The sequence below is a fragment of the Halorubrum sp. SP9 genome (assembly GCF_005435015.1).
Taxonomy (GTDB): domain Archaea; phylum Halobacteriota; class Halobacteria; order Halobacteriales; family Haloferacaceae; genus Halorubrum; species Halorubrum sodomense.
Genome location: NZ_SGXU01000005.1, coordinates 111,893 through 123,437 on the forward strand (window position 1 = coordinate 111,893; position 11,545 = coordinate 123,437).

The following is an 11,545-nucleotide window of genomic DNA, read 5'->3' on the forward strand; positions in this document are numbered from 1 at the left end:
GGCGCGAGTGATCGACCGTGTCGGAACCGAACCCCCAGACCGACGCTCGTCCCGCTGGCGAGGCCGGTCCCGCCGACCCGGACCTCGACCCGGAGGACGAGTCCGGCCCCCGCGACCGCCCGGCCCTCCTCACGGCCACGCCCGACGCTGACGCGGTGTACGACAAGATCCGGACGCTCGCCGTCCTCGCCGGCTTCCTCGGCCTCCTCGTGACGCTGATCGCGGTGGAGCTGCTCGTCCGGATCTGAGCCGGACCCGCTGTCCGAAGCTGAGTCGCCCCCGCCGCCGGACCGAAACTGAACGCGAGATCCCCCCGATCCGTCGTCGGATCCGTCCTCCCCGCGGGTTTCACTTCCGCTTTCGGGCGGGTTTTTAAACGGTGCGGGCACGACGGTTCCGGTATGGCCCAGTCCACGTTCGACGACGACGACCTGTTCGGCGAGGCGGCCGAGGAGACCCGCGCGGAGGTCGAAGAACACCTCGCGGCGGCGCGCGAGCAGCTCCCCGACCCGGACGCGGTGTGGGAGACGGACGCGGACAACGTCCTCGGCGCGCTCAACGGGCTGAAGTCCGCCCTCGACGCCGGCGACGCGACCGACAGCGTGCGCTCGGCCAAGAAGGCGTACGTCCTCGGCGAGCGCGCGGACGCCTTCGAGGACGCCGAGGACCTGAAGACCGAGATCGAGGAGCTGGAATCGCTCGTCGCCGACATCGAGAGCGCCGCCGAGGAGGTGGCCTCGCTCACCGGTACCGTCCCCGCGATCCGCGGCGCGCTCCAGGACGCGGCGAGCGACGACGGGGACGAGTAGTCCCCCGCCGCGCCCTCTCACCCGGCGTCCCGGTCGACGACCGCCGCCGTCAGTTCCGCCAGCGCGTCGCTCGCGCGGTCGAGCAGGACCTCGCCCCGCCCCGCGTCGCCCGCCCGCGGGTCCCCGACGACGCCGTTGTCGGTGAACTCGTCGGAGTCGTGGGCGAGGTTCACGCCGGAGACCCACTCGCCCCACCGGTCTGCGGCGCCCGCGCTCGCCTCGTCGATCCGCTCCTCGCGGACCAGGTCCGGGTTCGTCGCGCGCAACAGCGCCGTCTCCAGCGGCCCGGCGTGCCCCATGTCGCTCGCGTGGTCGCCCGTGGCGTCGAACCACGTGAACCCGACGCCGTACCCCTCGTGTGCGTCGTCGCGGGAGAACCGGCGGGCGACCTCCGCGAGCGCCTCGACGTTCCCGCCGTGTCCGTTGACGAACACGACGCGGTCGATCCCGTGGGCGACCAGCGACTCGGCGGACTCCCGGACGTACGCGCGGAACGTCTCCGGAGAGACCCACATCGTCCCGTCGAACGCGCGGTGCTCCTCGGCGACGCCGACAGGTATCGGCGGGGCGACCGCGACTTCCCCCGGCGACGCGTCGCCGCCGCCGTCGCCGCTCGCGTCGGCCGTGTCGCTCGCGGAACTCGCATCCCCGTTCTCGTACGCGTCGGCACCGGCCTCGGCGACCGCGACGGCGTTCAGCGTGTCAGTCCCGAGCGGCGCGTGCGGCCCGTGCTGTTCCGTGCTGCCCACCGGGAGGAACGCGACGTCGACGTCGGCGTCGCGCACGTCGGTCCAGGTGACCTCGCTGAGGCGCATACTCGCACCTCGGCGCGCGGCGTCGTATAGGCGGCGGTCGTCGCCGCCTCCCGCGACCGGTCGTCCGCTCGCGGACGGGGTTCGTCGCCCGGACGCGCCCGGGGTATTATCACGGTCCCCGTGGATCGCGGCCGTATGAGCAGCGACAACACGGACCGCGAGACGGAGGCGCACGATCCGGCTCCCCCCGTGACGTTCGGTCCGCTGAAGCGGGCGCTCCGCGAACACCGGTACCCGGTGACGACGGCGGAACTGATAGAGCAGTACGGCGCCGCGGAACTCGAGACGCCGACGGCGACCGAGCGGCTCGACGACGTCCTCGAAGGGTGCGAGCGGACGCAGTTCCGGAAGCCGTCGGAAGTCCGCGGAGCGATCCTCGACGCGCTCGGCTACGACGACGCGTCCCCGGAGGCGGCCGGAGAGGAGTGGACCCGACTCCCGCGGTGACGCCGCGGCGGGGCCCCGGCGCCGTCCCGCTCGGCAGCGCGGTCCCGATCAGTCGTCGTCGCTCTCGGCTTCCTCGACGATCCGAGCGGTGCGCTCCTGCGCGCGGTCGATGAACTCCTGCGGGAGCTCGTCTATCTCGCCGGCCTGAACGCCCCAGAGGTGCGCGTACAGCCCGTCGTTCTCGAGCAGCTCGTCGTGCGTACCGCGCTCGGCGATCCTCCCGCCCTCCAACACGAGGATCGTGTCCGCGTCCTTGATAGTCGAGAGCCGGTGGGCGATCGCGAACGTCGTCCGGTCCGCGGTGAGCCGGTCGAGCGAGCGCTGGATCAGCATCTCCGTCTCCGTGTCGACGTCGGAGGTCGCCTCGTCGAGGATGAGGATGTCTGGGTCCTTCAGCACGGCCCGCGCGATGGTGACGCGCTGGCGCTGGCCGCCGGAGAGCTTCACGCCGCGCTCGCCCACCATCGTGTCGTAGCCGTCCGGGAGGTTCTCGATGAAGTCGTGGGCCTCGGCGGCCTCGGCGGCCTCGCGGACCTCCTCGTCGGTCGCGTCGAAGGTGCCGTACGTGATGTTCTCGCGGACGGTGCCGTAGAACAGGTACGACGACTGCCCGACGTAGCCGATCGACCGGCGGAGCGATCTGAGCGTCACGTCGCTGACGTTCTGTCCGTCGATCTCGATCGCGCCCTCGTCCACGTCGTACATCCGGAGCAGCAGCTTGAGTACCGTGGACTTCCCGGCGCCGGTCGGCCCCACGAGGGCGAGCGTCTCTCCGCCCTCGACCGAGAAGTCGACGTTCTCGATGATCGTCTCCTCGTCGTAGCCGAAGGAGACGTCGTCGTACACCACGTCGCCGTCGCCGACCGTGAGGTCCTCGGCGCCCGGGTCCTCGGCGAGCCGCGAGGGCTCGTCCATCAGTCCGAAGATCCGCGCGGAGGAGGCGCGGGCGCGCTGGTACATGTTGATGATCTGCCCGAACTGCGCCATCGGCCAGATGAACCGCTGGGTGTAGAGGATGAAGACGACGAACATCCCGACCGAGAGCTCGCCCGTGAACGGTCCCGGCGGCGTCTCCTGGAACACCCAGAGGCCGCCGACGATGAACGTGAGCACGAAGCCGATGCCGGCGAGCACGCGGAGCGCCGGGAAGAACTTGATCCGGGTGGTGATCGCGTCCCAGTTGGCGTCGAAGTAGTCCATCGAGACGTCGTCGACGCGGTCGGACTCGTACCGCTCCGTGTTCGACGACTTGATCACCTGAATGCCGCCGAGGTTGTTCTCCAGCCGGGAGTTCATCTTCCCGACCGACGAGCGCACCTCGGCGTACTTCGGCTGGATGATCCTGATGAACAGGAAGGTGAATCCGCCGATGATCGGGACCGGCAGCAGCGCGACTAAGGCGAGCTGCCAGTTGATCCAGAACAGCAGGACGCCGATGCCGAGCACCATCACCGACAGGCGGAACAGGGAGTTCATCCCGTCGTTCAGGAACCGTTCGAGCCGGTTCACGTCGTTCGAGAGGATGGACATCATCTCCCCGGTCTGCTTGTCCGAGAAGAACTCCATGTTGAGCCGCTGCATCTTGTCGTAGGTGTCCGTCCGCACGTCGTGCTGGATGTTCTGCGCGAAGGCGTTGAACCCCCAGTTGCGGATCCAGTGGAACCCCGCCCCGAGACCGAACGCCGTTCCGATGACGGCGATGGTGAACCAGAACTGCGCCGCCTGCTCCGTCGGGAGCCACGCGTCCGGCAGCAGTACGAGCGGGATCTGCTCGCTGAACAGGGCGTCCTCGTAGAACACGGCGTCGATGGCGATCCCGAGCATGAGCGGCGGCAGGAGGTCGAGCAGCCGCGCGAAGATGCTCGCGAGCACTCCCACCGTCACCTGCGGGACGTAGTCGCGGCCGTATTCGACGAACAGCCGCTTCATCGGATTCTCGATCTTGTCCCGCTGCTCCTCGAACGGATCGTCTTCCTCCCATTCGACGCCACTCATCACACGTTCGTATCGGGCAGGGCGGCAAATAGGTTTCCTTCGAACCGAAATACATCGGCAGAAAACGCCGGTAACGACCCGGCGTTCGGGTGGTTTCGTCCTCGATGCCCCCGACCGACGGCGCGGCCACCCCGGTCCCTCCGGTCTCCGCCCGGCGCGCGACGCTTTTGGACGCGGTCGGCGGCGGCCTCGAACACGCGACCGCTCGACGGCCTCGAACCCGCGACCGCTCGACGAACTCAGAGTTCGCGTCGCTCGACCTCGGAGTCGATTCCGGCCTCGTCGAGGTCCTCCCGGATGCGTCGGCGGAGCGGATCCGGCACGTCGTCGCGTGGCACCGGGACCGCCGTTCCGCCCTCGTCGTCGTCGGTCGGGACGGACCAGTAGAGGACGCGGGGCGTCTCGGCGTAGAACTCCACCGCGAACCGGTCGCGGCCGCCCTCGTAGTGGACGCGGGCGGCCGCGCCCTCCGCGCGCCACCCCTCCTGTCTGACCAAGGCGGCGATCGGATCTCGCATGGCCGCGCTCGGGGGCGCGGACACATGTGGGTGTCGGCCGCGGGCCGGTCCCGGACGGCGTCTTCCGTCCGTCCCTCGCATCGACACCGGTTTACAACCGCCGCCCCGACGACTCGCCATGTCTCTTCGCGTCACGTTCCTCGGGACGGGCGGCGCCGTCCCGACCGTCGAGCGCGCGGCGAGCGCCGTCTTCGTCAACCGCGAGGGCGACCGCTTCCTCTTCGACTGCGGCGAGGGCACCCAGCGCGAGATGATGCGCAGCGGCACGGGGTTCGCCGTCGACCGCGTGTTCGTCTCGCACCTCCACGGCGACCACGTCCTCGGGATCCCCGGCCTCGTCCAGACGCTCGGATTCAACGACCGTACCGACCCGCTGACGGTCCACTGCCCGCCGGGAACCGGCGACCACCTCCGCGACCTGGTCCACGCGGCCGGGCACGACCCGGCGTTCCCGGTCCGGATCGAACCGGTCTCTCCCGGCGAGGTCGCGTACGACGCCGACGAGTACGCGGTGCGCGCCTTCGAGACCGAACACCGAACGGTATCGCAGGGGTACGTCCTGGAGGAGGACGACCGACCCGGACGGTTCGACCGCCCGAAGGCGGAGGAGCTCGGCGTCCCCGTCGGTCCGAAGTTCGGCCGGCTCCACGAGGGCGAGCCGGTCGAGGCCGAGGACGGGACGATCGTCGAGCCGGAGCAGGTCGTCGGCCCGCCGCGTCCGGGCCGCAAGCTGGTGTATACCGCGGACACGCGGCCGCGAGAGACCACCGTCGAGGCCGCGGAGGACGCCGACCTGCTCATCCACGACGCCACCTTCGCCGACGACATGGCCGACCGCGCCCGCGACACGGCCCACTCGACCGGCCGCGAGGCGGGGTCGATAGCGGCCCGTGCGAACGCGAAGCGGCTCGCCTTGGTCCACATCTCCTCGCGCTACGCGGCCGACGCGCGGCCGATCCGCCGCGACGCCCGCGAGGCGTTCGACGGCGAGTGTCTCCTGCCCGACGACGGCGACCTGATCGAGGTGCCGTTCCCCGACGCGGACTGAGACGGTCGCGGCTCGGGCATCGATTCCACAGTTGCGTCCGCCGAAGCCCCAGTCGCTCGGCTGTACGATACCGTTTCTGGTTATAAACACCCACTCGACACGAACACTGCCGAAGCCCCAGTCGCGACGGCTCGCGCGGCTCGCTTCAGTTTTCGTCGCTCGCTTCGCTCGCTCCTGCGGTCCTTGCTTCGCCGTGCTTCGCCCTCGCGACTGCCCCTTCGAGTCCCGCCCGACGGCGACCGCACCACCGGAAGACGATCCTGCTCGCTCACTGCGTTCGCTGCGCGGGCTGCGACTTCCGTACTCCCGCTCGCTCCCTCCGGTCGCTCGCGGGACCGCACCTCACGCCTCCCCAGCCTCGTCGCTCGCTCGGGCTCCCTTCGGTCGCCGTTCGCTCGCGACTCCCTCGCACGCGCTCCTCGCGCCTTTAAAAAGCGCTCGGAGGCGCGCGCCACCGCTATCGTTCTCGTCACGCTTGCCGGATCCCTGTCTCGTGGGGCCGCGATCCGTGTGATCGTTCCACTCGAAACGAAGCCCGCGCACGGCTGACGGGCGTCTGACGCGAGCGAAGTCGTTCCGTCGACCGATCTCCACGGATCGAAAGAACCCCACGTAGCGTCCCTCAGGCGGGCGTTTCGTTCCACTTTCACCGCGGTCACGAGCGTTTTAATACGGTGAGGAACCAACCGTCGTACGCCTCCCACCGAAACAAGACCGGAGGCGGAGACACCCCATGAGCGAACTGCGACAGGAAGCGGAAGCGATAGCGGAACAGTTCTCGGACCACACCGACGTCGACCCCGACGACGTCGAGGAGCGGCTTGCGACGCTCGTCGACGAGTACCGCGTGCCGCTCGACGAGGCGAGCCGGAGCGTCACCAACAGCTACCTCGAAGACGCCGGCATGGAGCGCGACGAGCTCGGCCGCGGCGGCAGCGAGGAGGTCCTCGTCAACGACATCGACGAGGACGAACAGTGGGTCGACCTGCGCGTGAAGCTGGTCGACCTCTGGGAGCCGCGCAGCGACTCCATCTCCCAGGTCGGCCTGCTCGGGGACGAGTCGGGCACGATCAAGTTTGTCGCCTTCGAGACCTCAGACCTCCCCGAGCTGACGGAGGGGCAGGCGTACGAGCTCTCGAACGTCGTCACCGACGAGTACGAGGGGAGCTACTCGGTGAAGCTCAACCGGACGACCGGTATCACCGAGATCGACGAGGCGATCGAGGTCGGCGACAACGCCGACACGGTCGAGGGCGCCCTCGTGGACATCCAGTCCGGGTCCGGGCTGATCAAGCGCTGCCCCGAGGACGACTGTACGCGCGTCCTCCAGAACGGGCGCTGCTCGGAACACGGCCAGGTCGAGGGCGAGTTCGACCTCCGGATCAAGGGCGTCCTCGACGACGGCGAGACCGTTACCGAGGTCATCTTCGACCGCGAGGCCACCGAGGACCTCACCGGGATGACCCTCGAGGAGGCCAAGGACATGGCGATGGACGCGCTCGACACCACCGTCGTCGCCGAGGAGATGGGCGAGGACGTGCTCGGGCGCTACTACCGCGTCACCGGCCCCACCTTCGGCCGGTACGTCCTGGTCGACGAGATGGAGGACCCCGGGACGGTCGACGTTGAAAGCGCGCTGATCGAAGCGAGGTCGATCTGATATGAGCGGGTCAGCCCCCACCCGAGAGGTCGCCCGGCGCGTGTTCGCCACCGAGTTCAACGACGCCGGCTACACGTTCACCGAGTCCGACGACGAGCGCGCTCCCGTCTACGCGCTGCTGCCGACGGGCGAGTCCTCGAACCGCGTGTTCTTCGTGGGCACGCTCACGGAGAAGGAGGACGTCGGCGACGACAGCGAGTACTGGCGCGGCCGCATCGTCGACCCGACGGGCACGTTCTTCGTGTACGCCGGCCAGTACCAGCCGGAAGCCGCTTCCAAGCTCCGGGACCTGGAGCCCCCGGCGTACGTCGCAGTCGTGGGGAAACCCCGGACCTACGAGACCGACGACGGCACGGTCCGGGTCTCCGTCCGCCCCGAGTCGATCACCGAGGTCGACGCCGCCACCCGCGACCGCTGGGTCGCGGAGACCGCCCGCCGCACCGTCGAGCGCGTCGCCGCGTTCGACGACGAGGGCAACGAGTACGCGCGCATGGCCCGCGAGGAGTACGACCTGGACCCCCAGACGTACAAGGCCGCCGCGCTGTCGGCGTTGGAGGACCTCGACGAGAGCGACGACGAGCTCGCGGGCGACGGGTCGGCGGACGGCGACCCCCCGTCCGACGACGCCACCTCCGACGAGACGGATCCGGCGGGAGCGCCGGAGCCCTGACGCGGTCGGGAGCGCCGGAGCCCTGACGCGGTCGGGACGCTCCGACCCGTCGAACGGGGCGTTCGGCCTTGCGACCGTCTGACAAACGCTTAAGTAATCCGCGGAACGAACGGTCCGGTGATGGGCAATAAGAACAAGACGATCTCGTTCCGCGTCAACGAGGACGCGTTCGAGACGCTCCGCGACATCGCCGAGGAGCGGGACATCTCGCTGTCGGCGGTGTTCCGCGACTACGTGGATATGCTCGTTGCCCACGACGGTCAGGTCCGAGTCGTTCCGGAGACCGGACCGGGCGGCGCCGGCGACGAGTCGTTCCCCCCGAAGATCGAGGTCCCGAAGAGCTTCGTCCGCGAGCACGAGCGGCTGGAACTCGAGGCCGAACACCTCCGCGAGCAGCTCGAAGAGCACAAGCGGTACGTCAACTACCTCCGCGAACAGCTGGAGGACGGCGACGACGAGGTGATCCAGCTCGAGGACCTCGACGGCGAGCCGGACGAGCCCTCCTTCCGACTCGGATAGCGCCTCGAACGCCCCGATTTCGTCGTTCTACGCCCGCCCGCCGAGCCGCGGTGCCGCGGATCGCGGTTCATGCTCCCCGCTTCCCGGAGACGAACCGTCGCGCGAAAACCTTCCTGTTCGTTCGTTACTGACCCTCGAAACGCCCATCCTGACGAAAATATTGCCGAACTGCTCGGAGATTGTTCAGAAACGTTCGATTCTCTCCCCGTCTGATGGACGGTTTCTCAGCGCGGAGCCGCTATTTCTGCGCATACTAAATTATTTACGAAAACGATATTACCCGGGCGGTGGACGGATCGCACATGCGAAGGTGGGTCCGACCGTGAGCGTATTCGACAGGGCGTACGACGATACGGTTCGCGTCCTCGACGAGGACGGGGACGTCGTCGGCGACGTTCCCGACCTCGACGACGAGTCGCTCGTCGAGATGTACAGGCACATGCGGCTGGCGCGTCACTTCGACGGCCGCGCGGTGAGCCTCCAACGGCAGGGACGGATGGGGACGTACCCCCCGCTCTCCGGGCAGGAGGGCGCCCAGATCGGGTCGGCGTACGCGCTCGACGCGGACGATTGGATGGTTCCGTCGTACCGCGAGCACGGCGCCGCCTTAGTACACGGGCTCCCGCTGAAACAGACGCTGCTCTACTGGATGGGCCACGAGGACGGCAACAACGCGCCGCCCGACGTCAACGTGTTCCCCGTCGCCGTCCCCATCGCGTCGCAGGTGCCCCACGCGACGGGCGCCGCGTGGGCCTCGAAGCTCCGCGGCGAGGACGACGCGTTCATCTGTTACTTCGGGGACGGCGCGACGAGCGAGGGGGACTTCCACGAGGGAGTCAACTTCGCCGGCGTGTTCGACACGCCGACCGTCTTCTTCTGTAACAACAACCAGTGGGCCATCTCCGTCCCCCGCGAGCGGCAGACGCGGAGCGCGACGCTGGCGCAGAAGGCGGAGGCGTACGGTATCGACGGCGTTCAGGTCGACGGGATGGACCCGCTGGCGGTGTACAGCGTCACGACGGCCGCGGTAGAGAAGGCGCGCGACCCCGACGCCGACCGGCCGCGGCCGACGCTCATCGAGGCGGTCCAGTACCGGTTCGGCGCGCACACGACCGCCGACGACCCGACCGTCTACCGCGACGACGAGGAGGTCGAGCGCTGGAAGCGGAAGGACCCGATCGACCGGCTGGAGTCGTACCTCCGCGACGAGGGGGTCCTCGACGAGGAGCGCGTCGCCGAGATCGAGTCGTCGGTCGAGGCGCAGGTCGCGGACGCGATAGACGCCGCGGAGTCGATGGCGCGTCCCGACCCGCGGGAGCTGTTCGAACACGTCTACGCGGAGCTTCCGCCCGAACTGGAACGACAGTACGAGGAGTTCGCCGCGCTGCGAGACGAACGCGGCGACGCCGCGTTTCTGGAGGACTGAATGACCGACACACAGAACCTCACGCTGGTACAGGCCGTCCGAGACGGATTGCACGCCGAACTGCGCGAGGACGACGACGTGGTCGTGATGGGCCAAGACGTCGGCAAGAACGGCGGCGTCTTCCGCGCGACCGAGGGGCTGTTCGACGAGTTCGGCGGCGACCGAGTGATCGACACGCCGCTCGCCGAGTCCGGGATCGTCGGCACCGCGGTCGGGATGGCCGCGATGGGGATGCGACCGGTCCCGGAGATCCAGTTCTCCGGGTTCATGTACCCCGGCTTCGACCAGATCGTCTCGCACATGGCGCGGTTCCGAACCCGCAGCCGCGGGCGGTTCACGCTCCCGATGACGCTGCGGGCCCCCTACGGCGGCGGCATCCGCGCGCCGGAGCACCACTCCGAGTCGAAGGAGGCGTTCTACGCCCACGAGGCGGGGCTGAAGGTGGTGATCCCCTCGACGCCGTACGAGGCGAAAGGATTACTCGCGGCGTCGATCCGCGACCCCGACCCGGTGATCTTCCTCGAGCCGAAGCTGATCTACCGGGCGTTCCGCGAGGAGGTCCCCGAGGAGCCGTACACGGTTCCCATCGGGGAGGCGGCCACGCGCCGCGAGGGGGACGACGTCGCCGTGTTCACCTACGGTGCGATGACCCGCCCCACGCTGGAGGCCGCCGAGACGCTCGGCGAGGAGGGGATCGAGTGCGAGGTCGTCGACCTCCGGACGATATCGCCGCTCGACCGCGAGGCGATAGTCGAGGCGTTCGAGAAGACGGGCCGCGGGGTCGTCGTCCACGAGGCGCCGAAGACCGGTGGGCTCGCGGGCGAGATCACGGCGATCCTCCAGGAGGAGGCGCTGCTGTACCAGGAGGCGCCGATCGGCCGCGTCACCGGGTTCGACGTGCCGTACCCGCTGTACGCGCTGGAGGACTACTACCTCCCGTCGGCGGCGCGCATCGAGGACGGAATCCTGGAGGCGGTCGAGTTTTAAGATGACCGCCGGAGATACACCTATGACCGATGCGAGCCGAAACGTGACCGCCGAGCGTCGACGCGCGACCGTCGAGGAGGGCGATCGATGACGATCAAGGAGTTCAAGCTCCCCGACGTCGGCGAGGGCGTCGCGGAGGGCGAACTGGTCTCGTGGCTGGTCGCGCCCGGCGACCGCGTCGAGGAGGACCAGCCCGTCGCCGAGGTCGAGACCGACAAGGCGCTCGTCGAGGTGCCGTCGAGCTACGACGGGACCGTCGAGGAGCTGTTCGTCGAGGAGGGGGAGATGGTCCCCGTCGGCGACGTGATCATCTCGTTCCGCGTGGACGAGGAGGGCGATGCCGAGGCGGGCGCCAGCGACGACGCCGACTCGGCCGCAGCGTCCGATTCCGAGCCGGACGCGACCGCAGACGAGGCGGACGCGAGCGCGGGCGACACCGCCCCGGACGCGGAACCCGCCGCAGAGTCCGAACCTGACACGCCCTCCGGACGAACCTTCGCGCCGCCGTCGGCCCGCCGGCTCGCCCGCGAGCTGGGCGTCGACGTCGCCGCGGTCGACGGGAGCGGTCCCGGCGGTCGCGTGACCGAGGCCGACGTGCGGGCGCACGCCGAGGGGTCCGACAAGTATCCGTCAGAGTCCGGACGGCGACGC

13 protein-coding genes are annotated in these 11,545 nt (G+C 69.4%); 10 read left to right on the forward strand and 3 right to left on the reverse strand.

The window, feature by feature from the left end; translation table 11 throughout:
- Nucleotides 1-17: 17 nt before the first annotated feature.
- Both EXE45_RS04975 and EXE45_RS04980 read left to right on the forward strand, forming a co-directional pair.
- Nucleotides 18-248: a hypothetical protein gene (locus EXE45_RS04975; protein ID WP_137693701.1), complete on the forward strand. Its 231-nt coding sequence runs from the start codon at nucleotides 18-20 to the stop codon at nucleotides 246-248.
- Nucleotides 249-401: 153 nt separating this feature from the next.
- Entirely contained in the window at nucleotides 402-809 is a 408-nt protein-coding gene (locus EXE45_RS04980) for a DUF5790 family protein (RefSeq protein WP_092920596.1), read from the forward strand.
- Between the two features lie 17 nt (nucleotides 810-826).
- Here EXE45_RS04980 and EXE45_RS04985 read toward each other — a convergent pair whose 3' ends face one another.
- The gene (locus EXE45_RS04985; RefSeq protein WP_137693702.1) at nucleotides 827-1,624 is read right to left on the reverse strand and encodes a creatininase family protein; all 798 of its coding nucleotides are present in this window, start codon (nucleotides 1,622-1,624) and stop codon (nucleotides 827-829) included.
- 135 nt (nucleotides 1,625-1,759) lie between these two features.
- Here EXE45_RS04985 and EXE45_RS04990 point away from each other — a divergent pair, with 135 nt between their 5' ends.
- Nucleotides 1,760-2,071 (forward strand): hypothetical protein, encoded by a 312-nt coding sequence (locus EXE45_RS04990; protein ID WP_092920598.1) that lies wholly within the window; start codon nucleotides 1,760-1,762, stop codon nucleotides 2,069-2,071.
- A 48-nt stretch (nucleotides 2,072-2,119) separates the two neighbouring features.
- Here EXE45_RS04990 and EXE45_RS04995 read toward each other — a convergent pair whose 3' ends face one another.
- Together EXE45_RS04995 and EXE45_RS05000 are read right to left on the reverse strand one after the other, a co-directional pair.
- The gene (locus EXE45_RS04995) at nucleotides 2,120-4,066 is read right to left on the reverse strand and encodes an ABC transporter ATP-binding protein (protein WP_137693703.1); all 1,947 of its coding nucleotides are present in this window, start codon (nucleotides 4,064-4,066) and stop codon (nucleotides 2,120-2,122) included.
- A 239-nt stretch (nucleotides 4,067-4,305) separates the two neighbouring features.
- Nucleotides 4,306-4,584 (reverse strand): hypothetical protein, encoded by a 279-nt coding sequence (locus tag EXE45_RS05000; protein ID WP_092920600.1) that lies wholly within the window; start codon nucleotides 4,582-4,584, stop codon nucleotides 4,306-4,308.
- A 118-nt stretch (nucleotides 4,585-4,702) separates the two neighbouring features.
- On the opposite strand from EXE45_RS05000, the gene rnz reads away from it, so the two are divergent.
- From rnz to EXE45_RS05035, 7 genes are all read left to right on the forward strand, one after another.
- Nucleotides 4,703-5,632: a ribonuclease Z gene (gene rnz, locus EXE45_RS05005; RefSeq protein ID WP_092920601.1), complete on the forward strand. Its 930-nt coding sequence runs from the start codon at nucleotides 4,703-4,705 to the stop codon at nucleotides 5,630-5,632.
- 733 nt (nucleotides 5,633-6,365) lie between these two features.
- Nucleotides 6,366-7,292 (forward strand): replication factor A, encoded by a 927-nt coding sequence (locus EXE45_RS05010; protein ID WP_137693704.1) that lies wholly within the window; start codon nucleotides 6,366-6,368, stop codon nucleotides 7,290-7,292.
- A gap of 1 nt (nucleotide 7,293) precedes the next feature.
- Entirely contained in the window at nucleotides 7,294-7,962 is a 669-nt protein-coding gene (locus EXE45_RS05015; protein WP_092920603.1) for an RPA family protein, read from the forward strand.
- A 120-nt stretch (nucleotides 7,963-8,082) separates the two neighbouring features.
- A complete protein-coding gene (locus tag EXE45_RS05020; protein ID WP_137693705.1) occupies nucleotides 8,083-8,481 on the forward strand; it encodes a CopG family transcriptional regulator in 399 nt (132 codons plus the stop codon).
- 322 nt (nucleotides 8,482-8,803) lie between these two features.
- Nucleotides 8,804-9,907, forward strand: a complete 1,104-nt coding sequence (gene pdhA / locus EXE45_RS05025; protein WP_092921307.1) for a pyruvate dehydrogenase (acetyl-transferring) E1 component subunit alpha — start codon at nucleotides 8,804-8,806, stop codon at nucleotides 9,905-9,907.
- Nucleotides 9,908-10,894: an alpha-ketoacid dehydrogenase subunit beta gene (locus EXE45_RS05030; protein ID WP_092920605.1), complete on the forward strand. Its 987-nt coding sequence runs from the start codon at nucleotides 9,908-9,910 to the stop codon at nucleotides 10,892-10,894.
- Nucleotides 10,895-10,981: 87 nt separating this feature from the next.
- Nucleotides 10,982-11,545: biotin/lipoyl-containing protein (locus tag EXE45_RS05035; RefSeq protein ID WP_199233595.1), on the forward strand; the 564-nt coding region annotated here is incomplete at its 3' end.

Bases quoted from the DNA above. Each gene is read 5' to 3' on its own strand.
- EXE45_RS05010 (WP_137693704.1), top strand. From the start codon at position 6,366: ATGAGCGAACTGCGACAGGAAGCGGAAGCGATAGCGGAACAGTTCTCG.
- EXE45_RS04995 (WP_137693703.1), bottom strand. From the start codon at position 4,066: ATGAGTGGCGTCGAATGGGAGGAAGACGATCCGTTCGAGGAGCAGCGG.
- EXE45_RS05015 (WP_092920603.1), top strand. From the start codon at position 7,294: ATGAGCGGGTCAGCCCCCACCCGAGAGGTCGCCCGGCGCGTGTTCGCC.
- EXE45_RS04980 (WP_092920596.1), top strand. From the start codon at position 402: ATGGCCCAGTCCACGTTCGACGACGACGACCTGTTCGGCGAGGCGGCC.
- EXE45_RS04990 (WP_092920598.1), top strand. From the start codon at position 1,760: ATGAGCAGCGACAACACGGACCGCGAGACGGAGGCGCACGATCCGGCT.
- EXE45_RS05000 (WP_092920600.1), bottom strand. From the start codon at position 4,584: ATGCGAGATCCGATCGCCGCCTTGGTCAGACAGGAGGGGTGGCGCGCG.
- rnz (WP_092920601.1), top strand. From the start codon at position 4,703: ATGTCTCTTCGCGTCACGTTCCTCGGGACGGGCGGCGCCGTCCCGACC.
- EXE45_RS04985 (WP_137693702.1), bottom strand. From the start codon at position 1,624: ATGCGCCTCAGCGAGGTCACCTGGACCGACGTGCGCGACGCCGACGTC.
- EXE45_RS05030 (WP_092920605.1), top strand. From the start codon at position 9,908: ATGACCGACACACAGAACCTCACGCTGGTACAGGCCGTCCGAGACGGA.
- EXE45_RS05020 (WP_137693705.1), top strand. From the start codon at position 8,083: ATGGGCAATAAGAACAAGACGATCTCGTTCCGCGTCAACGAGGACGCG.